Genomic DNA, 21,938 nt, shown 5'->3' with positions numbered 1-21,938 from the left:
TCAAAAAAGGAGCGGATGCAAATTGAAACCACTTGAAGGAAAAATAGCACTTGTAGCTGGAGGAACAAGAGGGGCTGGACGAGGAATCGCTATGGAGCTAGGTGCTGCAGGAGCGACCGTCTATATTACGGGAAGAACAACTCGCAATGAGATTTCTGAATACGGAAGACCAGAGACGATCGAAGGAACAGCTGACCTCGTGAACGAATTAGGCGGTGTTGGAATTCCGGTGCAGACTGACCATCTCGTACCAGAACAGGTTAAGGCATTGATCGAGAGAATTGAAAAAGAACATGGCAGGCTAGACATCCTTGTCAATGATATATGGGGTGGAGAAAATTTGATCGAGTGGGATACACCTGTTTGGAAACATTCGCTTGAAAAAGGGCTGCGAATGCTTCGTCTCGCTGTTGATACGCACCTTATCACCAGCCATTATGCACTCCCATTATTAATCAAAAATGAAGGCGGCCTGGTGGTTGAAATGACGGACGGTACAAAAGAATACAACGATAAAAATTACAGGGTATCGATGTTTTATGAATTAGCGAAAACCTCTGTAAACAGAATGGCAAAAGCTCTGTCGCATGAGCTTTCACTTTACAAATGTACAGCGGTTTCTGTATCGCCAGGCTGGATGCGATCAGAAATCATGCTCGAGGTATTTGGTGTGACCGAGGAAAATTGGCGAGATGGAACCGAGAAAGACCCGCACTTCGCAATCTCTGAAACACCGAGGTTTGTTGGAAGAGCTGTGGCTGCAATTGCGGGGGATGAAAATCGACATGAACTGAATGGTCAATCCTTTTCAAGCGGAGAACTTGCAAAGAAATATGACTTTTATGATTTAGATGGGTCACAGCCAGACTGCTTTCGTTATTTAGTCGAAGTGGTGGAGGCTGGGAAACCAGCAGATATAAAAGGGTATAAATAAAGCAAAAAGGCGTATTTCGTATACGCCTTTTTTTGTACCTATTAAACGGATGTAACGTCCGTATTCATAAATGAAGCAGGATCTAATGTTTCACTTTCAATCACTATCGCAGTCAATCCAGTTTTAGTAGTCGTTTCATGGAATTCATCTTTTACCCAAAATGCGGCTTCCCCGGCTTTGATAGGGTAGATCGCATCGTCCTCGCCGCGCACAAAACCTTCGCCGCTCACAACAAGAAGTAACTGTGGAACAACCGCCTGGTGGTAGCCGATGATGCCATCTTTATCAAGATGCATGCACCCAATATTTGCGGGCTTATCCGTAAGTAAAATGCGTGACATCACAAAATCAGAATCAAATCTCGTAATGTGTTTACCAGCTTCTTTACTAAAGTCAAAAATCTTCATAATGAACCTCCATCTCTAGAACATATATGGACCAACAGTTAGGGATAAAAATGTGATGTTTACTACTACAAAGTAACAAATAGATACAATCATACTCCAGTCTTTCTTTTTACCGAACATTACCGCCACTCCGCTTAAAACAGACAGAACTAATGGAATGATAACCGAACTTCCAGAGAACGTCAGAAAGTCAGGTGCAAAATAATAATAATGCTCGTTAAATAATTTTTGAATAAAAATAAGCTGTACGCCTAGATAAAGGGCAAGGATCGTAAACATAACCCGTTTGTCTTCGCCCTCTATCAGCGAAATTTTAACCAAATAGACAAGAAGAGCAAAAAGTACGGCAGGTGTAATCCAAAACAAAGCACTCATGGCAAGTACTAATCCTTGGAATAGGGTTAGAATCGTTGTTGAAATCGCCTGCTTATAATCTTCTTTTGTTTTTACTAGACTCTTTTCAATAATGTCAGGATTAGAAGAAGCTCCGCTAAACGTAAATTCCTTTTGTGAGATCATGTTCATCCAAACCATTGATCTTTCATCAATCCAGTGTGCATGCAATGAGCCATTATTCGTTGTGCTCCTTCTTTCTGTCAGCCACACATCACCTTTCTGGTATGCTTCGTAAACATTAACGGCTTCTTTTTCATGAGATTTCATGGCCCGTGTAGTAAAAAGAACTTTTGCTTGATTGTTCTCATCAACCCCATATTGTAAATGTTTTGGATTTTCTAGTTTTATCCCATTCTTATCTTGAAAGGTCATTTTATTAAATGTCCATTTTTCACCAGAATCCAATTGATTGGTTCCCTTAAAAATATAATATGATTTTCCCCCAGATGCATTTTGGAAAAGGCTATAATAAATAGTTATATCCAAACCTTTCTCGATAAAATAAAACCCAAAGTGATTTTGCGTGAGCAGTTCTTCTTTATTTATAACTTCGTGCTTTTTATATGATGAATCCTTAAACTGATAAAAAACCGCTTTAGCTTTCTTGGTATCACCTGTAATCACTCCAGATGCTAGGAATGATTGAGAAGTTTCGTTCAATACAACAGCTTCTAAACGCTCCTTTACTTTATCAATCGTTTTAATATTCCATGTTCCGGGTTCAAGGCTCAAAATTTCATGTTCTTTAAAATAAATAATTTTCTCTTGATTGGCATCCATTCCAAAAACTTCATCGTCAAGGAGGTTCTCTTTATTTCCATCAAAGTTAATCAGCTGTTTGTTTTTCACATAAACAAATTGATTTTCTTTTGCCCAGAAATTTTGAGGACTAGGAATAGAGATCGGTGTGGTCTTTTTATTTTTTACTTCGAGGTCACTGTTAACCGTAAAAGACAGCACTTCATTTTCTTTCGGAACGTATACATGCTGCTGACTGTTCTCTTGAATGAAAACAGGTTTAACTTCGCCGGAATTACCTGCATCTAAAGACAAGGAACGGCTCCATCCCTCAGCAGGAAGTTCCAGCTCAATTTGTAAGTTCTGATTCGTTAATATAGAAAAGACTAAAAGAAAAAATAAAATAGGAATTGCAAAAGGTTTTAACTTTCCACCTATTTTTTTCATAGAACATCCCCCTTGAATCAAATTTCGACACATGTCCATAATTTTCCTTTTTCATGTATAATGATTAAAAGAATTGGAGGGGAACGAAGTGAATGTGCAAGATATTTATAAAGAGATTCCGTCCTTAGAAACGGAGCGAATTTTACTTAGAAAAATAACGATGGATGACCTTGAAGATATGTTTGAATATGGATCTGATGAAGATGTGGCAAAATATGTAACGTGGGACAAGCACAAAACGACAAACGATACAAAGGAATTTATTGAATTTGTGTTGGGTCGATACGAAAAAGGCGAGGTTGCTCCATGGGGCATCGAACTAAAAGAAAACGGTAAGTTTATCGGAACTGTAGATTTTGTTTCATGGTCACCATACCACAATAATGCTGAGATCGGATATGTTCTTTCAAAACCTTATTGGGGGAAGGGCATTACGACAGAAGCCGTCCATGAACTTATTCGGTTTGGGTTTGGAAAAATGGATCTCGTCAGGATTCAGGCCAGATGTTTTATGGAGAACATAGGGTCAGAACGTGTGATGGAAAAGATTGGCATGACATATGAGGGAGTTATCCGAAAAGGGATGTTCGCAAAAGGAGAGCACCGAGACTTAAAACTGTACTCCCTGTTAAAAGAAGAGTTTGATAGATTCGATCTTTAAAAAGAGGTGGTATGTTGAAAAATTGGATAATGGTGATTGCAAGTTTAGTATGTTTAGCAGCTTGTTCTCAAGACACAGGAACACAAACTGATAAAGTAGAAAATCATGTGGATGAAGTCGTCATAGGGCACAATGCAATAGAAAATGCAGATCGTTTTCAAGCATTTTCAAAGCGTGTCTCTCAAAAGCAAAAAGACGAAATCCGCATCATGCAGCGCACTATAGAAGGTGATCCAATCTATCAAGATGTCCGATTTGACGGCAAGAAGTACGAGTATACACATGATAGCCGTGAAGACGCATATGGGAGCAAAGAAGTTACAAAAGATACGTGCAAAGAGTTTCGAGTAATAGAAACCAATACAGAAACTACCGCACTTCTAGAGAAATGTGATAATAGAATCGAGGGTATCACACTTTTTAATTTGAGTTATGATACAGCGAAAGAAGATCGAGTTGATTTTTTGCTGAAGTATGGTGAGAACCTAGAGAAGGTAATAGATACGAACAAAGTAAAGCTTGCAAACAAAGAAAAGAATATTGTGTTTAAAAACATGATTTACATGAATTTGTTCAAGGATAAAAAGCTGGAGAATTCTTGTTCGAATTCAAACATGCAATATGATCTGACTGTCTGGGTCAATCAAGGCAAAAAGAATTACAAATGGTTGGACTGTGATTCGGGTAAGGATGCGAAAGACTTAACTGGGCTCGCTGAGACGATTATCGGGGTGTTTGAACATAAAAGATAAAAATAATAGTTGGGGAGCTGACTTAAAAGATGCTAAATTCATCATTTAATGTCAGCTTTTAAATTTATTTTTTACATAAAAGAGTGAGAGATTAACATTGTGCGTGGTACAGGGCTGTTCTTGCGTGAAAAATAAGATTCTTGCGTGAAACTAGGGACTATATGCGTGGAAAGTAAGAGTTTCTGCGTGAAACTCACTAATTTTGGCGTGAACGTGTAAAAAAATAAAAAACACGTACCGTAACATCATTAAATAAATTAAAAGATGTCCCAAACGGGCATAGGGACATCTTCTTCATTTTTTATTGGTAGAACTGTATGTACTCATAGCGTTGTTTTCAATTAGTGGTAGTGTGATATCGAAGGTTGTGCCTTTGTTGAGCTCACTTTTTACAGAGATACTGCCGTTATGATTCTGAATAATTTTATAGCTGACCATAAGTCCAAGACCTGTACCGGTTGCTTTTGTCGTATAGAATGGCTCACCGATTTTCTTCACTTGTTCTTCGGTCATGCCTACGCCGTTATCCTCGATTGATATTCTGACTTTGTCTTTGACTAGAGCAGTGGAAACGCGAATGATACCGCCGTTCGGCAATGCTTCCATCGCATTTTTTATTAAGTTAACAAAAACCTGAGTAAGCTGGTTCTTTTCTCCATGCAAAGTGACGTCTTCTTCTATAAAATCATGAAGGATGACGACGTTCTTCAAATTCGCTTCGGCTTCTAGAAGGTAGATCACTTTTTTTAAAATATCTGTTAAACTGCACTCCGTAAAATAGATTGCATGCGGTTTTGCCAGCACCATAAATTCACTGACGATATAGTTGATCCGGTCGATTTCGGTCAAGATGATGTCCGAATACAGCACTTTCTTATCCTCGGTCGTTTCCTGAAGCACTTGAACCATACCTTTTATCGTAGTAAGCGGGTTTCTTATCTCATGGGCGAGGCCGGCTGCCAGTTCACCTACAAGAGATAGTTTTTCTGATTTGAGGAGCATTTCTTCCGTTTTCTTTTGTTCTGTTATGTCATATTGGATGGAGATGTGCTTATACGTCTTACCGTCATAATTCAAATAAGGAATAATGGTCGTATCCACCCAATACAGAGTGCCGTCTTTCGCTTTGTTGCAGATTTCGCCCTTCCACACTTTTCCCTGGTGGATGGAATGCAAAATGTTATCAAGGTATTCCTCCGTATGATAGCCAGACTTGAAGATCTCGCCATGGTTTTTTCCGATTAATTCGTCCCGAGAGTATTTTGAGATTTTACAGAAATGATCATTTACATAGGAAATGATGTTGTTCTGATCAGTCACCGCGAAAATCGTGGCCTCATTTAATGCGAATTTAAAATCCTTCAGCTCTTCTAACGTAATAATCAAGTCTTCATCTGTTTCGGTATGATATGTATTCATCGTATAGTTATTGGTCAATGAACTTGTTGCATGATCTAATAATGGATCGATCACCTTTAAGATCTCGAGAAGAGCTGCTGATGAGACGGTATTGTCATTTATTTCATTTTCTAAAACGCTTAAGATAAGGTTGCGGGAATAAAAAACGGAGTTTAAATAATAAGTCAGCGAATATTCATGAGGAACCTTTTGCTCTTTTAAATCAGCCCAGTCCTGGATTTCGGCTTGTGCTTTTTCATAGTTTTCACTTAAAGCATAGCCGAGGTGCTGGAAGAGCTTGCTACGCCATTCGATCATTTCTTTCCTGTCTTGTTCGGGTGAATGATTTCTTAGCTGATGAATCTCAGTTATTTTATTCGCTAACAGATGACTGCGCATCTGCAGCATATAACCGAACAAACTTACTTCAGTGTTCACGATTCTTTCACCTCTCGACAAAATTTGAATATTATTCCTATTAGACATTTAGAGTTAAATACCTTTATTTTAAATACAATTGACAATCTGTTACTGCCAAAATATACTATAAATTGTAAGAAGTCATATGGGAAAGGAATGGTACTACGCTGATGTGGAAAAATCTTATTTTCTTAGGCTAACTCATAATAAGTGAGACCTGGAGAATAGGATCAGTCTGCCCATTTTGCGTACACAAGTACCATTATTCCGAATATGATTTCACACAAAAAACTTTCTGCTTGTGTGTTTGTTTGGATACGTGTCAAAGCAAATTTGCGGTAACAACCTCTCTGGTCTCCAGGGAGGTTTTTTATTTTAGCCTCCTTTTTAATAACAGAGAACGAGGTGAAGCTGCATGTCTATCGTATTACAAGTAAAGAATCTGCAGAAAAAATTTGGAGAACGAGAAATTTTAAAAGATATAAGTTTTGAAATCAGGCAAGGTGAGAAAATCGGGCTTGTCGGCTGGAACGGGAGCGGGAAAACGACGCTTGTGAATATGCTTATGGGAAGAGTGGAGCATGATAGGGGATCAATCACAACGTGGCCGTCAAACTTGAAGATGGGCTATCTGCCGCAATCCACAGATTATACGCTGAATGTGCAAGATGAATTATTGAATTCAGCAGAAGAACTGTTTCAGACGAGTAAACGGCTGGGCCTTCATAAAAAAATTATTGAAAAAGAAGAGTTTCAGTACCTAAGTGGTGGAGAGCGGTTGAAGTTATCGATCGCGAAGATTTGGGCAAACCACCCAGAGTTCTTGATCCTAGACGAACCTACCAATCATCTGGACCTTCAGGGGATCACATGGCTGACAGAAGAAGTGGACCGATATACTGGAGCGGCTCTCATCATTTCGCACGACCGCCGTTTTCTGGATCAGACGGTGAATAAAATTTTTGAGATCGAAGAGGGTAAGCTTACTATATACGAAGGAAACTACTCCGCATACCGCATAGAGAAAACCCGCCGGTATGAACAGCAGAAACGTGATTATGAAAAACAGCAAAGAAAAGTTGCGATGATCGAACAACAAGTCAGCACGATCAAGAACTTTGCTGAAAAAGCACACAAACAAGCGGGTAAATGCGGCTCTCTATCTGAAAACAGACAGATGGGTCTCAAGCAGTTCGAACGGGCGAAAGCGAGGAAAAAGGATAAACAGGTGAAGTCGAAGCTGAACCGGTTGAATCTGGAGTTGTCCAAAAAGGGTGTGGAAAAACCAAAAGAAGAGACAGACGTGTTCTTTCATTTTGATGCTGCCGGTAAAAGAGGCAAAAGGCTGATTGAAGCACGAGGGCTGACGAAACAGTTTGGAGACAACATCCTATTTGAGAAGAGTCACTTTTACATTAAGCACGGTGAAAGGGTAGGACTACTCGGTTCGAACGGAGCAGGGAAGACGACTTTTATTAAGATGCTGCTGGGGGAAGAGCCGTTAACGAAGGGCTCGATCTGGAAAAGTGAATCGATGAAAATCGCCTATTTATCACAGGACGTCAGTGATCTCCCTGAAGAGAAGAACGTCTATGAATATTTAGTGTTGGAGGAACGGGACCGAGTCAGAAAAGCAGAAACCATTTTTGCGAACATGGGAATCGATAACACTAAACTATCAAAGCCAATCTCTCATTTTAGTTTAGGGGAACGCACAAGGGTGAAGCTTGTGCAGATGATTCTTCAAGACTATGATGTTCTTATTCTTGATGAGCCAACGAATCATCTGGACTTGCCAAGCCGGGAGCAGCTAGAAGAAACACTGAGTGAATTTAACGGCACCCTCATCATCGTCTCTCATGACAGATTTTTCGTGGAGAAGCTTTGCGATAAGCTGCTCGTTATCGAGAATAAGCGTATTAATCGCTATGAGATGGGGTTAGGAGAATATGAGGAAAAGAAGGCAGAGACGATTGGTCAGCCTGATCGGAATTTGGCTGATGAGCTTGTATTGGTCGAAAATAAAATAACTGAACTGCTTGGTAAGATCAGTTATTGTAAAACAGGTACCGATGAATACCTGCAAGTCGATCAGGATTTACAAGAGTTTATGGAAAGAAAGAGGAAACTTATACAAGAACTATAAAAATATCAGCTGGCTCAAAGGAAAACTTTTGAGCTGGCTTTTTTGTATTTGTTATTTGTACATCAGTCAGGATCGTCCGACTCAAATGGATATAATTTCGATGGTCATAGGCTGAGACCAGTAATCAAATAAAAAATCGAAACCATCACATATTTTTCCTATTTTTTACAAATGCAAATAAATATTTTTTCTAATGGCTCTTTTCTCTGTTTTCTAACCACTTATAGGTGAGTCAATTGTTAAGGGGGAAATAGAGTGAGAGCAGGGAATATCAAGCAGTTCACAAGATTTAGCCAGTTTACTAATGTGGGAGAGTTTAATGAGCATAAGAAGCGTTTTTTAGACGATCATCCTCAGCTTTTCTCAAAGTCTGAGTTCAAAGCCTTTGAGCTGTTGAGCCAATATAGTGTGGTCGTGCCGGGTGTGGCGAATGCAAAGATTGATACGCTTGTTGAAAGAAGCGGTGAAAAGGGGGAGGGAGTATCAAGGGCGTCCATCATCCGTATGCTGCGAAAAGCCAAGAAAGCCGGCATTCTCACCGTTCACAAAACATATCGATCAGGTGGGGGTTTCGCTCATAATGTCTTTGTCTTTAATCGCTTTGATCCACCGTCTGAAACAGGAGTGATCCAGCGTGAGGAAAACGAAACTCCTTGTGACAGTAGGATTGAACAAACGAAATGTGAGGCTGAAACTATAAATCTCTTAAGAAATCATCAAGATCAAAAGATAAACATACGTAAGGAAAGCGCCTCGACAAACACAACTCCGGATGATCCTTCTCTTAAAGACCTCGATGAAACCTTTACACCTGACAATGTTCCAAAAGAATTCATTCAAGCGGTAAAACCTTTTTACAACAGAGCCATTGAGATTTATAGGTTCTGGCAGAAAGCCCGTCTCGCTTATAACAAGTACAACTTCGATATGCCTCTGGAATTCATGACCCACGTTGTTATTGATGCCTTCAAAACAACCATTTTTCACTACAAACATCGCAAAATCAACACCACTTTCGTTCAATATTTCTATGGAACGCTGAATGGCATGTTTGGGGTGCAGAAGAGAAAAGAGCATATGGCGAAAAAGCCGCGCTATAACTGGCTGGAGGATGTTGCATGTGATTGAATGAGTTGGTTCCTGTAACCAATCGAACAGAAAATCGGCGCGACCGAACAAAAATTTGGCATGACCGTACAAAAAACATGGCTGACCGAACAAAAAATCGGCGTCACCGAACAAAAAACAGCCGCGACCGAACAATTTTACATTTTGAGCCAGGTGAAACAAACAATTTTCAACTTTTAACTGAATATATATTGAAATTTCTGATAACTAGTTTATACTCTCATAAAAGGAGAGTGAGAACCATGAGTTTTCTAGAGAAAGTAAGTAAAGCAGCAGGCAGTACATTCGCAGTTTGGGTGATTCTTTTTGCCATTTTAGCCTTTTTTATTCCAGGTGGATTCACATGGATCGCTCCCCACATTGCGCTGTTACTGGGCATAATCATGTTTAGCATGGGACTGACTTTATCGCTCGATGATTTTAAAGCCGTTTTTCAGCAGCCAAAAAGCGTTATGATCGGAGTGTTTGCTCAATACACGATTATGCCGCTCTTAGCGTTTGCACTGGCTGTACTTTTCCGTCTAGAGCCAGAAGTGGCAGTCGGCGTCATTTTAGTAGGGTGCTGTCCTGGTGGAACAGCATCGAATGTCATGACGTTTCTAGCGAAAGGAAACACAGCGTTATCGGTTGCGGTAACTTCTGTATCAACCTTGTTAGCGCCAATCCTAACACCAGCATTAACATTATTGTTTGCGAGTAAATGGCTTGCCGTTTCAGCGGGGGACCTGCTTTTATCAATCGTACAGATTGTGCTCGTCCCGATTGTTTTAGGAATTGTTGTAAAAGTTCTATTCCGGAAGCAGGTAGAGAAGAGTATCGCCGTCTTGCCGCTTATTTCAGTTTTGGGAATCGTAGCCGTTGCATCTGCTGTAGTAGCAGTAAACGCCGGGAAAATCGCTGAAACAGGTCTGTTGATTTTCTCAATTGTTGTCCTTCATAATGTGCTGGGTCTTTTAATCGGCTTTCTAATCGCAAAAGCATTAAAACTGAATTTTGCCGATCAAAAGGCGATTTCGATAGAAGTTGGTATGCAGAACTCAGGCCTAGGTGCTGCTCTCGCAGTTGCTCACTTTTCACCGCTCGCAGCTGTACCGAGCGCCATCTTCAGCGTATGGCACAACATCTCAGGGCCGCTCTTAGCCACGTGGTGGGGAAAAAGAACAGAAGAACCCCCCGCGGCGAACGAGCTGCATGAAGCTGAAGTCAATACCTTCTAATAGAAATAGTGTTCGCGAAAGGCTCTTATCAAAATGATGTTGCTATAGAGTTTTTAAGACGTTCTTCTTTGTAAAGTTGATTGGAGTGGAAGGTGCGAGACTCCTGCGGGACGAGTGTGACAGGTGAGACTCCTAATGGCGCAGAGCGGCAGGAGGCTCACCGCACGTCCCGAGGAAAGCGAGCACCTGGAACGGAAATCAACTACTTTCAAAATGTTTACGACAGACGTTCTTGCAAAAGGACTAAAAAGAGAACTCCCCAATAAGGAAGTTCCCTTTCACTTCGTCATCATATTATTTGAAAATGTCGATCGGAATCGTCCCTTTTTTTACAGAAAGTGATTTGATCTTCTGCACATCCTGGTTGTTCTTTATTTCTCCCATAAACTTCTCATACGCCTCAGGTACTGAAGGAACCGTATATACCACGCGATGTAATCTGTTTTCAATGGCAGCTTCAACTAGAAACAGTTCAAAATGATCCTTATTCAAAATTGAACCCCCTTCGTATTTCAGAATAATAATAAATTCTCCCTATTAGTCGAGTGTCCCTTTTTCCTTAAAATATTTGTAATAGAAAAGTAAAGAAAAAAGAAGGATTTTATTTGATGAAAAAACCATGTTAGATTTTCTGACATGACAGTAGAATCTGCGCCAGAACTGTATAGAATGAAAGAAACATCACATACAGGGGGCGTTCAAAATTGGAAGAAATCATATTTTCATTAAATAGTGTGTGGCTGGTGCTAGGTGCACTGCTCGTTATTTTGATGCAAGGTGGATTTATTTTACTTGAAGCGGGTTCCACTAGAATGAAAAACGCCGGTCATATTGCCGGGAAAACAGTCTTTACGTTTGGGCTGGCGTCCATCGTGTTCTGGGCGGTTGGTTACGGATTTATTTTTGGGGGAAACTCTAATTTCTTTATCGGCTTGTCAGACTTTTTCTATTCAGGTGAACAAACAGGTGACATGCCATATTCAACAGCAGCGTTTTTCCTTTTTCAGTTAGCTTTTGCTGGCATCTCGTTGACCATCGCGTTTGGTGGTTTTGCAGAGCGCGCAAAGTTATCGGCGTATCTCGTATTCGCGATTCTCTTTTCGGTTGTTGTTTATCCAGTTGTTGCTCATTGGATCTGGGGTGGAGGATGGTTGGCTGAACATGGCAAGCAAGACTTTGCAGGTTCGACAGTTGTTCACTTAACAGGTGCGATGGCTGCGTTCGCAGCAACGATCTTATTGAAACCGCGTATTGGCAAGTTCAATAAAAACGGTACAGCAAACAATATCTTTGGCCACAACCAAGTCTATACTGCACTTGGAGTTATCGTATTATGGGTAGGCTGGTTTGGTTTCAACGGCGGCAGCACGTTTGTTGTAGACGATGGCTTTTTTGGATTCGTTGCACTTAACACAAATATTGCTGCTGGGGCTGGGGCAGTAGCTGCACTTATCATTTCATGGATGGTTCTTGGTAAATCAGACATACCGACGATACTAAACGGTGCACTTGCAGGACTTGTGGCGATTACAGCATCATGTGCTTTCGTTGAAACGTGGGCCGCTGTTGTGATCGGGTTTGTAGCCGGAATCTTAGTATTCTACAGTGTAAAGTTCTTCGACCGGTTAAAAGTAGACGATCCGATCTATGCATTGTCTGTTCATGGTGCAGCGGGTGTGTGGGGCACGTTATCAACGGGTCTGTTCGCTACACCTGAACTCGCGGCAGTCGGTCAGCCAGGATTATTTTATGGAGGAGGATTCTCTCAGCTTGGGGTTCAGGCGATGGGAGTTTCCGTATCCGCCATCTACGCTTTTGCTGTCTCATTCGCGATTTTATATATCATGAAAAAAGTAATGAAAGGATTGCGAGTAAGTGAGGAAGAAGAAATTATAGGGCTTGACGTAAGTGAGCACGGCAACTACGGTTATCCGGAAGCTTTCAGGACAAACGAAGAAAAGAATAAAATTGCAAATTAAATCTGTGTGATAAGCATTGGGGATAGCCTCAATGCTTTTACACAATTGGATGTGTTTTTAATGTCATATATCGAAATAAAACAATGGCGGGACAGTCAGATCGAAAAACAAGAATCCTCAGAGGAATTGAATGCATTTCACGATTCTATAATGAAACGAGTATTTGAAACGGCTCTTAAAAAAGTGAAAGAGAAAGCGGGGCATCCTCCATGTAGATATGCCTGGTTTGTCATGGGCAGTGCAGGCAGGTTCGAACAGGCGATCATAAGCGATCAAGACCACGGTATCGTCTATGAAGAAGATGGAGAAGAGAACAGCGCTTACTTTAACACATTCGGAAAAGAATTATCTTTTGGATTGCATGAAGCGGGTTATCCGTATTGTGATGGGAACGTGATGAGTTCGAATCCCGTCTGGTGCAGATCAAAAGCGAGCTGGACCGAACAGCTGGAAAAATGGTTGAACGAAGAAAGCTTTGACAGCATTCGTTATATGCTGATCTTTTATGATGCAAGGGTGCTTGAAGGAGAGAGGGAATACATCCTTCAATTAAAAAAATATATTCACGACGCCATCAAGGATAAACCAGATCTGTTAGAGCGTTTTTTAGAAAATACGATTCATACCAAAAAGGCCGTCGGTTTTTTTCGGCAGTTTTTGCCCGAAACACACGGTTCACATGCCGGCAGCATTGATATCAAACAATCTGGATTCCTGCCTTATGTGAATGCCTTTCGATTGTTAGCGTTAAAAGAGGATGTTGAGAGAGCTTCGACATTGTCTAGGATTGAAGCTTTATCCGAGCTTCCAAAATACGCACGCGAACTGCAAGGTTATAGGAATGCCTTTGAGAAACTGCTTCATTACAGGCTTTTGCATCATAAGAAAATGACCGAAAGTTATGATGATATTCATTATCTGGATATAAAAGAATTAACTAAAGATGAAAGAAAAGAACTCAAACAGATTCTAAAAGATGGACAGAAACTGCAGGATTATACACAGTCAGTCATCAAAGGAATGATGAGAAGGTGAGGATCAATCCGCTCGTACAGTTTATGAAACAGATGCAAGGCAAGGTCAATTCAAGTATTTATGCTTCGATACAAGGGCAATCCAGCGCGCAGCATATCGCATTTTTAAGACAATTGCAAAAAGAAGTGAAATTAGAAGAAAGTCTTGAGATTCCGCTGAACGAACTGAATGTCGTTGTATTCGATCTCGAAACAACCGGCTTCTTTCCAGACCAAGGGAATAAGATCCTCTCGATTGGTGCAGTAAAAGTAAAAGGCGGTGAGGTACGGCATGAAGAGTGTTTCTATTCATTAGTCCAGTGCAATGCTGAACTTACTCCTGAGATCAAACAGCTGACAGGATTAAAGGAAGAAGATCTTGAAGGAGCTCCGGAATTATCAAAAGTACTCGTCGCCTTTTATGAGTTTGTAAAAGGCGAAGTCCTCGTGGCGCACCATGCGAGTCATGAAAAAAGCTTTCTGCAGCATTTCAATTGGAAGCTTTTCAGAACCCATTTCAGACACAGAATCGTAGATACGTCGTTTTTATTAAAAATTGCTGATCCACATTCAAACCTGATCCGTCTGGAAGATTGCTGTGAACATTGCGGAATTCCTGTAAAAGACCGGCATCATGCATTAGGAGATGCGAAGATGACTGCTGCACTTTGGAGTGTGTATGTAGATAAGATTCAAGAGCGGGGTTGTAAAACGCTGCGTGATGTATATGAAAAGCTTTCAAGATAAAACAGCTGGCATCCTACAATTGGGAGCCAGCTGTTTTAGTTTCTTATATTAAACTGTGCGTTGATCTGTCCGCGGATCATCTTGTTTCTTTCTTCTCGCTGTTGTTTTTTCGTCATTTCCTTTTTGATCTCAAAGGTTTGGACACCATCTTCTATCTGATTGGCGATCTCCATCAATGTTTCCACGTCAGAGAATGAATATTTCCGGGTTCCCCGACCTGTACGCTCAGGAAAGATCAGCTTTCTTTCTTCGTAATATCGAATCTTACGTTCTGACAAACCTGTCAGCTCACTGACGATACCGATGGATATTACTTTCTTGTCTTTGTAAGATGATGTTTTATCAACAGACATAGAGTGACCTCCACTTTTTAGGATGAAAGAAAGCTAACAAATCGAAGTTTTTCAGAATATTGTTATTTATTATATCATATTCATGTTAGAATTCCTTACATTAATTTTATGTTGGTTATGGAAAACGGTGATTACTTCCTATTTATTAAGCATTCTTACAGAAAGGTCAGAATAACTCTAATAAGGAGGGGAGTGTTGCGATTATGGATGTGATAGAAGCGATTAAAACACGAAGAAGCATCGGGAAAGTTAAAGATGACCCTGTTCCTTCTGATTGCATCGAAAAAATTCTGGAAGCCGGAACTTATGCCCCAAACCATTACAGGACGGAACCTTGGCGTTTTTTTGTAATAACCGGAGATAGCCGAAAAAAGCTTGGAGCGATTTTAGAAGAGATTGCACGAATTGAACATACAGATTTAGAACCGGATGAATGGGCCAAAAAAGCAGAAAAAGCGAGGAATAATCCTTTAAGAGCACCCGTTATAATCGCTGTAGGAGTGGAACCAGGAGATAAGAAGAACGTTATCATGAAAGAAGAATACGCGGCAGTCTGCAGCGCGATTCAAAACATGCTGCTTACTGCGCATTCATTAGGATTAGGAGCGATTTGGAGAACGGGTGCTGTAACCTATCATGAGAAAGTGAAGGATTTTTTTGGACTTACACCAAAAGGAGAAATGGCGGGTTTTATTTTTATCGGGTACTCAGATTTAACAACAAAGTTGGTAAAGAAAACAGGTTTTGAAGATTTTACAGTGTGGATGAACTAATCGGAATATTAGTTAAATATTAGGAGAAAATAAAAATAAGAAATTTAAAGTTTGCCATTAGTTTCACGGGAACGATTGACTACAATCGTTCTTTTTTTATTGTCTTAACAAATACTACCTCTTCCTAGAGTGTATAAGAAAAAGGGGGAGTGGCATTATAACTTTAATAATTAAAGGAGGTGAAAATAATGGCTAGAAACAATCAATTAGTAGTACCAGGTGCTCAACAAGCTATCGACCAAATGAAGTATGAAATCGCTTCTGAGTTCGGTGTTAACCTTGGACCAGACTCTACATCTCGTGCAAACGGATCTGTAGGTGGTGAGATCACGAAGCGTCTTGTAGCACAAGCTCTTGGCGGACGTTAATAATTAAATAACATGGCTATGGCTATCTGTTTAAGCAGGTAGCCTTTTTATAATAAATTGTAAATGTATAGATGTAAATATATGGTTTAAAATATAGAGGGGGGTGAGTGATGAATGGATAATAAACCAATTCATTATGATGGAAGTTTGCATAGCACAAATGAAACGGAGCAAGAGATTATTACAGAGCCGTTTAAATTAACGGATGAAGTAAGAGCAAAGATTAGCGGGAATCCTTATTTACATGAAGCAAATGAATAAATAGAAAGGTCAGGTTCATTCTATGACAAGAGTTTTGTACATAACAGCACATCCGCATGATGATACAATGTCATACAGCATGGCTGTAGGAAAAGCGTTTATCGAGGAATACAGATTAATTAATCCGGATCACGAGATTGTGAATGTCGACCTTTATAAGGACGATGTTCCGCAAATTGATGTGGATGTCTTCAAAGGCTGGGGGAAACTTCAATCTGGTAAAGGGTTTGAAGAACTGTCTTCAGAAGAAAAGGCTAAAGTAGGAAGACTCACAGAGTTGTGTGATCAGTTCGTTTCAGCAGATAAATATGTTTTTGTTACACCATTGTGGAATTTTTCGTTTCCGCCAGTTATGAAAGCATACATCGATTCAGTAGCTGTTGCCGGAAAAACATTCAAATACACTGAACAAGGCCCTGTTGGTCTTTTAACTGACAAAAAAGCTATGCACATCCAAGCCCGCGGAGGCATTTATTCTGAAGGGCCTGCAGCAGGAATGGAAATGGGACATCGCTATCTAAGCATCATCATGCAATTTTTCGGGATTCCATCCTTCGAGGGCGTTTTTGTCGAAGGGCATGCCGCAATGCCTGATAAAGCAAACGAGATAAAAGAAAATGCCATTGCAAGGGCTAAGGATGCGGCGCATACTTTCTAACACAATAAAATGGAGATTTTAAAGCCTGTGATTTTTCACGGGCTTTTTATTTAGCTTTTTAAAGGATTTTTGCTTTTGATTTTTTTCCTCTTCAAGGACAAGTTGATTGGAGTGGAAGATGCGAGACTCCAGTGGGAAGAGTGGGACAGGTGAGACTACTAACGGCGCATAGCGTCAGGAGGCTCACCGCCCGCCCCACGGAAAGCGAGCATCTGTAACGGAAATCAACCACTTCCAAGAGCATTAAAGGTTGCGAAAACAGCTTTTGAATTTCAGAAAATTTTAAACTTACAGTTGAATGAATTTTCTGAACTATGTCATAATGGGTAAATACTATTTTGAAAACGTTTCCGAAATGATTTAGTAGAGGAGGAGTAAACTTGAAAAGTGAATCATCATTGAATCATGACCTGCATCAAGCAACAGCAGATTCTGGTCCTTTGCCGCCACAGACAATAGGGCAAAAGCTGAAAATGATTGGTCCAGGATTTGTAGTCGCTGCCACTGGGGTGGGAACAGCGGATATGATCACTGCTATTGTGATCGGAACTTCTTTCGGTATGACCTTCGTATGGGCCATTATTGTGGGAGCTATCTTAAAATACTACTTAAACGAAGGTGTGGGACGCTGGTATCTTGCAACAGGACAAACCATCCTGCAAGGCTGGCATTCCCTCGGAAAGTGGGCAACCAACTATTTTGGAGTGTACTCCGTTATCTGGGGTTATATTTACGGAGCAACAGCCGCGATGACTTGCGGGTTAGGCATGCATGCTATGCTGCCGATCATGCCGATCTGGGCATGGGCCATCGTTCACTCACTCGTTGGATTCGCGCTTGTGTGGACTGGCCGTTATTTGCTGTTTGAACGAATCATGACGATTTTGATCGGTGTAATGTTCATCACGATCATTGGAACATCTCTCCTCTTTTTACCATCAATCGGTGAATTCACAGGCGGTTTTGTACCTCGGATGCCTGAAGGGTCGCTCATGCTCGCATTAGGTTTGATAGGTGGTGTAGGCGGAACGATCACGATGGCGTCCTATGGGTATTGGCTGAAGGAAAAGGACTGGAAAGGAAAAGCTTTTGTTCCCATCATGAGATTGGATACGAAAGCCGCTTATGTAATTACGGGAATTTTTACGATGGCAGCACTTGTGATCGGTGCAAAATTCCTATTTGGGACAGATGTGAAGCTGGAAGGGGACCAAGGCTTGCTTGATCTTGCCGGATTATTGGGGCAAGAATTCGGAACACCGTTGCGCTGGCTTTTATTGATTGCCTTTTGGTCAGCTGCTTTCACTTCACTTCTAGGTGTATGGAACGGCGTACCGTACTTGTTTGCTGACTTCTTAAGGACGATTCGAACTAAAAAGGAAGAGCTTCACAAAGTTAAGCCTGTATCGGAAAAAGATAAGTCTTACCGTGCATATCTCGCTTGGCTGACATTTCCGCCGATGCTTATTTTCTTTTTAGGAAAACCCGTGCAGCTCATCATCATTTATGGAGTCCTCGGGGCTTTGTTCATGCCGTTTCTAGCGATCTCACTCATCATCTTGTTGAATTCTAAGAAAGTGGACGCAGAGTACCGCAACAAATGGGTGACCAATGCAGTCTTAATAGGATGCCTTCTTATGTTTGCGTACCTTGGACTAAACGAATTGCAAAAGCTGTTTTAAGGAAAGGCTGTTTTCGCAAACTTTGTTGCTCTTGAAAGTAGTAGATTTCCGTTCCAGGTTGCTTCGCTTTCCGCGGGGCGTGCGGTGAGCCCCCTCGCCGCTTTGCGCCTTTGAGTGGTCTCACCTGACCGCTCGTCCCGCAGGAGTCTCGCACCCTCCACTCCAATCAACTTGACAGTGAAGGAAAGAAAAAAACTACATAAAAGCAACAATCTTTTAGAAAAGAGCCTAAAGAAAAAAAGCCCATCGATCAAACGGTGGGCTCACTTTTATGGATTTTTTCAAGGTTTACGACTCGTTTTGGCTTTCCTTTGATTAAAAAAGAAAGGATATTATCAATGCTTACAGTTAAAAACTGATGAAACATATTATCTGTCTTCCATCCGATATGAGGCGTTAAGATTACGTTATCCAGTTTCAAGAGCGGGTGATTCTGATCAATCGGTTCATGGTTGAAAACATCAAGACCTGCTCCACCAATCCAATTTTCTTTTAATGCTTGTACAAGTGCAGCTTCATCCACTACTTCTCCTCGGGACGTGTTAATCAGAAAAGCTTCCTTTTTCATTAGCTTGAAGTGTTTCTCTGTCAGCAGGTGTTTTGTTTCTGGAACGAGTCTCACTGAAATCACTACAAAATGAGCTCTTTGCAGCAGTTCCTCCAGTCCGCAGAATTCAACACCTTGAGATTCTGCACGGTTTTCCGTTAATCGGGGTCCCCACGCTACAACATTCATATTGAATGCTTTTGCCATTTTCACGACGCCCGAACCAATTTTGCCAAGCCCGATAATACCTACCGTTTTGTTTTCAAGTCCCAGACCGACTGACTCTGCCCAATGTCCTTGTTTCATCTGCTGATGTAAGTACAAAAGATTGCGGGAGTGGTTGATCATCATGCCGATGATTAATTCCACAACAGCAGCAGACCCCCCAGGAGTGGTGGCTACAGGTATGTTCAGCCTGTTCGCCTCATCCATGTCAATATGAGCGATACCAGCACCGGTTTGAGCGATTAGTTTAATATTTTTCAGTTGCTGAAGCAATTCTTTAGAAAAACGCGTACGTTCTCTTATCGGTAAAATAACATCTGCCTGTTCGATACGGCTTAAAAGATCATCATGAGAGGGTTGATCGTGATAGATCTCAACGTGAAAGTGCTGTCGCAACCGCTCTATTTCTGGATTTTCTGCAAAACTTTTTTCCCAATCATCTAAAATGACTACTTTCATTTTTGCTCACCCCATCATGTTTGCTCACTAATTTTTATCATAAAGTAATATGAAGGAAATTTCTTCTATTTAAACTGCATTTATAATGTGCTGACAGAACCGCATATCACCTTCCTGATTTTCATAATATAGCAGAGGCTGTTTTACACAAAGGAGGATTGATATGAAAATTCTTCTTTTATCAGGTGGTGCCGGAAGAAGACTTTGGCCGTTATCGAACAAGATCAGGGCTAAACAATTTCTAAAACTGCTAAGCACAGAAAATAATCGTAAAGAATCGATGCTTCAGCGTGTATGTAAACAACTTGAAGATGTTGGTCTTATTTCAGAGACTTATCTTATTACGAATCAAAAACAGAAAGACCTCATTCAAAACCAAGTATCTGCACAAATACCAATCATCTGTGAACCAAGTCAAAAAGGTACCTTTTCAGCGGTAGCATTAGCAATTGCTTATCTGCATTCAAAACAGGAAACAGGAATCGATGAAACGATTTGTGTTCTGCCTGTTGACGCATTTGCAGACCTGTCCTTTTTTTACCTTATCCAACAAGTGCCTTCTATCCTCGCAAAATCCTTGGCAGAACTAGCACACATAGGTGTTGAACCTGAATTTCCTTCCGATCAGCTAGGCTATATCGTTCCAAACATCATAGAACAGTCCAATGACTATTTCCAGATCACACATTTTATTGAAAAGCCAAATACGAAAAAAGCGGCTGAATTAATAAAGAAAAAAGCGCTTTGGAATTGCGGAGTCTATAGTTTCAAGATGAGCTTTATGCTTCAGTTGTTGAAGGAAAAAGGAATTCCAACACAATACGCTGAACTGCTGAGCGTTTATTATAAGCTTCCCAAATTAAGCTTTGATGTAGAGGTAGCTGAGCATAGTAAGTGTTCGATCGTCGTACCTTATAGCGGACCGTGGAAAGATATTGGTACATGGAAGGCGATAAGTGAACATATGACTTCATCGGTCACAGGTCGGGGCATGATCTCAGACGACTCAATCAATACACATGTGGTAAACGAATTGCCGCAGCCGGTTCATGTGATAGGAATTTCAAATAGTATGATTGTGGCTGGCGCAGATGGAATACTTGTAGCGGATAAAAACAGATGTGCAGAAGTAAAGCTGCAGCATACAAAAGAAATACCCCGCTATGTGGAAAAAAGATGGGGAAGCTACAAGGTGTTAGAAAAAGTAGACGAGGCGGATGAGCAGCAGTCCTTTACAAAATTCGTAAACGTGCTGCCGAACTGCAACATCAGTCTACATGTGCATCAGAATAGACAGGAGATCTGGACCATCCTTTCAGGTTCTGGTGAAGTAATTGTAAACAGCCAGCTGCATTCAATTAAAGCGGGGGACGTCATTCGAATTCCTAGAGGTTGCAGCCATTCGATTAAAGCGTTAACGCCTCTTACGTTTATTGAAGTGCAGATGGGAGCTGAAATTAACGAGAACGACATACTGCGTATTACGTATTCATGGGACGAGGCAGTACAACAATGTACGTAAGGTGGAGAGGATCATGGTCTCAATCATCTGCTGCACAATGAGAGAACAATTGATGGAGAACGTTTTTCGGAATTACGAAAATCAATTAATGGCAGAAAAAGAAATGATTATTGTATTAAATAATGACCAGTTACAGCTAGACAAATGGAAAGCAAGGGCAAGATCGTTCCAAGCCGTATCCGTGTATCAACTCCCTGAAGAGACGACGCTTGGCGAATGTTTAAATGCTGGGATCCAAAAAGCCAGCTATCCTTATATCGCCAAGTTTGATGACGACGATTATTACGCACCACATTATCTTCACCATGCGTTCGATACTTTGCAGGAGACGAAAGCGGATGTAGTAGGGAAACGGTCAGTCTACATGTACTTTGAGGATGAAAAATTACTTTCTATCAATAGTCCGAAAAGAGAGAAGATGTTCGTGAAACAAGGTCTGAAAGGAGCTACTTTGTTTTTTAATAAAAAAATCTGTGAGAACATCCAGTTTCCTGCTCTGAACCTTGGAGAAGATACTGTTTTTTTAAAGCAATGTGTAAAGAATAATTTGAAATTGTATTCAGCAGATAAAAGAAATTACGTATGCATACGCACTTTCCGGTCCGGTCATCATACATGGAATGTCAATAATGCCGCACTGAAAAGAAAATCATCGATCGTTTGTTATACAGAAGATTATAAGTCTCTCATTCTCGAATGAAAAAGGA

At 40.8% G+C, this 21,938-nt stretch carries 22 protein-coding genes; 16 read left to right on the top strand and 6 right to left on the bottom strand.

Translation table 11 applies throughout. The features are described 5' to 3' along the window. The first annotated feature begins 22 nt into the window (after positions 1–22). Positions 23–934, top strand: a complete 912-nt coding sequence (locus EV282_RS14115; RefSeq protein WP_130296407.1) for an SDR family oxidoreductase — start codon at positions 23–25, stop codon at positions 932–934. Between the two features lie 41 nt (positions 935–975). Here EV282_RS14115 and EV282_RS14110 read toward each other — a convergent pair whose 3' ends face one another. Both EV282_RS14110 and EV282_RS14105 read right to left on the bottom strand, forming a co-directional pair. After that, positions 976–1,341 carry a cupin gene (locus tag EV282_RS14110; RefSeq protein WP_130296406.1) on the bottom strand — a complete coding sequence of 122 codons (366 nt, stop codon included), beginning with the start codon at positions 1,339–1,341 and terminating at the stop codon, positions 976–978. A 15-nt stretch (positions 1,342–1,356) separates the two neighbouring features. After that, a complete protein-coding gene (locus tag EV282_RS14105; RefSeq protein WP_130296405.1) occupies positions 1,357–2,922 on the bottom strand; it encodes a hypothetical protein in 1,566 nt (521 codons plus the stop codon). A gap of 88 nt (positions 2,923–3,010) precedes the next feature. Between EV282_RS14105 and EV282_RS14100 the strand changes: the two genes are divergently transcribed. Together EV282_RS14100 and EV282_RS14095 are read left to right on the top strand one after the other, a co-directional pair. After that, a complete protein-coding gene (locus tag EV282_RS14100) occupies positions 3,011–3,583 on the top strand; it encodes a GNAT family N-acetyltransferase (RefSeq protein WP_130296404.1) in 573 nt (190 codons plus the stop codon). A 14-nt stretch (positions 3,584–3,597) separates the two neighbouring features. Next, the gene (locus EV282_RS14095; RefSeq protein ID WP_165389472.1) at positions 3,598–4,335 is read left to right on the top strand and encodes a DUF4362 domain-containing protein; all 738 of its coding nucleotides are present in this window, start codon (positions 3,598–3,600) and stop codon (positions 4,333–4,335) included. Between the two features lie 294 nt (positions 4,336–4,629). Here EV282_RS14095 and EV282_RS14090 read toward each other — a convergent pair whose 3' ends face one another. Then, positions 4,630–6,171: an ATP-binding protein gene (locus EV282_RS14090; RefSeq protein ID WP_165389471.1), complete on the bottom strand. Its 1,542-nt coding sequence runs from the start codon at positions 6,169–6,171 to the stop codon at positions 4,630–4,632. 397 nt (positions 6,172–6,568) lie between these two features. Here EV282_RS14090 and abc-f point away from each other — a divergent pair, with 397 nt between their 5' ends. The 3 genes from abc-f (at position 6,569) to EV282_RS14075 (ending at position 10,644) form a co-directional block, all read left to right on the top strand. Then, positions 6,569–8,299: a ribosomal protection-like ABC-F family protein gene (gene abc-f / locus EV282_RS14085; RefSeq protein WP_130296401.1), complete on the top strand. Its 1,731-nt coding sequence runs from the start codon at positions 6,569–6,571 to the stop codon at positions 8,297–8,299. Positions 8,300–8,554: 255 nt separating this feature from the next. Further along, on the top strand, positions 8,555–9,427 hold the full coding sequence (locus EV282_RS14080) for a hypothetical protein (RefSeq protein ID WP_130296400.1): 873 nt from the start codon (positions 8,555–8,557) through the stop codon (positions 9,425–9,427). 242 nt (positions 9,428–9,669) lie between these two features. Then, a complete protein-coding gene (locus tag EV282_RS14075) occupies positions 9,670–10,644 on the top strand; it encodes a bile acid:sodium symporter family protein (protein ID WP_130296399.1) in 975 nt (324 codons plus the stop codon). Between the two features lie 294 nt (positions 10,645–10,938). Here EV282_RS14075 and EV282_RS14070 read toward each other — a convergent pair whose 3' ends face one another. After that, positions 10,939–11,136 carry a hypothetical protein gene (locus EV282_RS14070; RefSeq protein ID WP_077362752.1) on the bottom strand — a complete coding sequence of 66 codons (198 nt, stop codon included), beginning with the start codon at positions 11,134–11,136 and terminating at the stop codon, positions 10,939–10,941. A gap of 212 nt (positions 11,137–11,348) precedes the next feature. On the opposite strand from EV282_RS14070, the gene EV282_RS14065 reads away from it, so the two are divergent. The 3 genes from EV282_RS14065 to EV282_RS14055 are packed head-to-tail and all read left to right on the top strand — an operon-like array spanning position 11,349 to position 14,383. Beyond that, entirely contained in the window at positions 11,349–12,623 is a 1,275-nt protein-coding gene (locus EV282_RS14065; RefSeq protein WP_278043774.1) for an ammonium transporter, read from the top strand. Between the two features lie 60 nt (positions 12,624–12,683). Further along, entirely contained in the window at positions 12,684–13,658 is a 975-nt protein-coding gene (locus EV282_RS14060) for a DUF294 nucleotidyltransferase-like domain-containing protein (RefSeq protein ID WP_130296398.1), read from the top strand. Then, positions 13,655–14,383 (top strand): exonuclease domain-containing protein, encoded by a 729-nt coding sequence (locus EV282_RS14055; RefSeq protein ID WP_130296397.1) that lies wholly within the window; start codon positions 13,655–13,657, stop codon positions 14,381–14,383. The genes EV282_RS14060 and EV282_RS14055 overlap by 4 nt, the downstream gene beginning before the upstream one ends. 35 nt (positions 14,384–14,418) lie before the next feature. Here the strand turns inward: EV282_RS14055 and EV282_RS14050 are convergent, their stop codons facing one another. Further along, positions 14,419–14,736: a MerR family transcriptional regulator gene (locus EV282_RS14050; RefSeq protein WP_130296396.1), complete on the bottom strand. Its 318-nt coding sequence runs from the start codon at positions 14,734–14,736 to the stop codon at positions 14,419–14,421. A gap of 203 nt (positions 14,737–14,939) precedes the next feature. Between EV282_RS14050 and EV282_RS14045 the strand changes: the two genes are divergently transcribed. The 5 genes from EV282_RS14045 (at position 14,940) to EV282_RS14030 (ending at position 18,478) form a co-directional block, all read left to right on the top strand. Beyond that, positions 14,940–15,509 carry a nitroreductase family protein gene (locus tag EV282_RS14045; RefSeq protein WP_130296395.1) on the top strand — a complete coding sequence of 190 codons (570 nt, stop codon included), beginning with the start codon at positions 14,940–14,942 and terminating at the stop codon, positions 15,507–15,509. A gap of 188 nt (positions 15,510–15,697) precedes the next feature. Further along, entirely contained in the window at positions 15,698–15,877 is a 180-nt protein-coding gene (locus EV282_RS14040) for an alpha/beta-type small acid-soluble spore protein (protein ID WP_130296394.1), read from the top strand. A 114-nt stretch (positions 15,878–15,991) separates the two neighbouring features. Continuing rightward, a complete protein-coding gene (locus EV282_RS20325) occupies positions 15,992–16,138 on the top strand; it encodes a hypothetical protein (RefSeq protein ID WP_165389470.1) in 147 nt (48 codons plus the stop codon). A gap of 22 nt (positions 16,139–16,160) precedes the next feature. Continuing rightward, positions 16,161–16,796, top strand: a complete 636-nt coding sequence (locus EV282_RS14035) for an FMN-dependent NADH-azoreductase (RefSeq protein ID WP_130296393.1) — start codon at positions 16,161–16,163, stop codon at positions 16,794–16,796. 380 nt (positions 16,797–17,176) lie between these two features. Beyond that, positions 17,177–18,478 (top strand): Nramp family divalent metal transporter, encoded by a 1,302-nt coding sequence (locus EV282_RS14030; RefSeq protein WP_242611882.1) that lies wholly within the window; start codon positions 17,177–17,179, stop codon positions 18,476–18,478. 250 nt (positions 18,479–18,728) lie between these two features. On the opposite strand, the gene EV282_RS14025 is transcribed toward EV282_RS14030, so the two are convergent. Then, positions 18,729–19,709 carry a D-2-hydroxyacid dehydrogenase family protein gene (locus EV282_RS14025; RefSeq protein WP_130296392.1) on the bottom strand — a complete coding sequence of 327 codons (981 nt, stop codon included), beginning with the start codon at positions 19,707–19,709 and terminating at the stop codon, positions 18,729–18,731. Between the two features lie 163 nt (positions 19,710–19,872). Here EV282_RS14025 and EV282_RS14020 point away from each other — a divergent pair, with 163 nt between their 5' ends. Next, entirely contained in the window at positions 19,873–21,231 is a 1,359-nt protein-coding gene (locus EV282_RS14020) for a sugar phosphate nucleotidyltransferase (protein ID WP_130296391.1), read from the top strand. Between the two features lie 13 nt (positions 21,232–21,244). Beyond that, entirely contained in the window at positions 21,245–21,931 is a 687-nt protein-coding gene (locus EV282_RS14015; protein WP_130296390.1) for a glycosyltransferase family 2 protein, read from the top strand. The last annotated feature ends 7 nt before the right edge of the window (positions 21,932–21,938 follow it).

The sequence above is a fragment of the Fictibacillus sp. BK138 genome (genome assembly GCF_004216955.1).
In the GTDB taxonomy this organism is placed as follows: domain Bacteria; phylum Bacillota; class Bacilli; order Bacillales; family Fictibacillaceae; genus Fictibacillus.
Note: the sequence above shows the minus strand (reverse complement) of the source record. Positions and strands in the feature narration are given on the sequence as shown.

Bases quoted from the DNA above. Each gene is read 5' to 3' on its own strand.
- EV282_RS14045 (WP_130296395.1), top strand. From the start codon at position 14,940: ATGGATGTGATAGAAGCGATTAAAACACGAAGAAGCATCGGGAAAGTT.
- EV282_RS14020 (WP_130296391.1), top strand. From the start codon at position 19,873: ATGAAAATTCTTCTTTTATCAGGTGGTGCCGGAAGAAGACTTTGGCCG.
- EV282_RS14015 (WP_130296390.1), top strand. From the start codon at position 21,245: ATGGTCTCAATCATCTGCTGCACAATGAGAGAACAATTGATGGAGAAC.
- EV282_RS14050 (WP_130296396.1), bottom strand. From the start codon at position 14,736: ATGTCTGTTGATAAAACATCATCTTACAAAGACAAGAAAGTAATATCC.
- EV282_RS14060 (WP_130296398.1), top strand. From the start codon at position 12,684: ATGTCATATATCGAAATAAAACAATGGCGGGACAGTCAGATCGAAAAA.
- EV282_RS14075 (WP_130296399.1), top strand. From the start codon at position 9,670: ATGAGTTTTCTAGAGAAAGTAAGTAAAGCAGCAGGCAGTACATTCGCA.
- EV282_RS14040 (WP_130296394.1), top strand. From the start codon at position 15,698: ATGGCTAGAAACAATCAATTAGTAGTACCAGGTGCTCAACAAGCTATC.
- EV282_RS20325 (WP_165389470.1), top strand. From the start codon at position 15,992: ATGGATAATAAACCAATTCATTATGATGGAAGTTTGCATAGCACAAAT.
- abc-f (WP_130296401.1), top strand. From the start codon at position 6,569: ATGTCTATCGTATTACAAGTAAAGAATCTGCAGAAAAAATTTGGAGAA.
- EV282_RS14110 (WP_130296406.1), bottom strand. From the start codon at position 1,341: ATGAAGATTTTTGACTTTAGTAAAGAAGCTGGTAAACACATTACGAGA.
- EV282_RS14025 (WP_130296392.1), bottom strand. From the start codon at position 19,709: ATGAAAGTAGTCATTTTAGATGATTGGGAAAAAAGTTTTGCAGAAAAT.
- EV282_RS14035 (WP_130296393.1), top strand. From the start codon at position 16,161: ATGACAAGAGTTTTGTACATAACAGCACATCCGCATGATGATACAATG.
- EV282_RS14105 (WP_130296405.1), bottom strand. From the start codon at position 2,922: ATGAAAAAAATAGGTGGAAAGTTAAAACCTTTTGCAATTCCTATTTTA.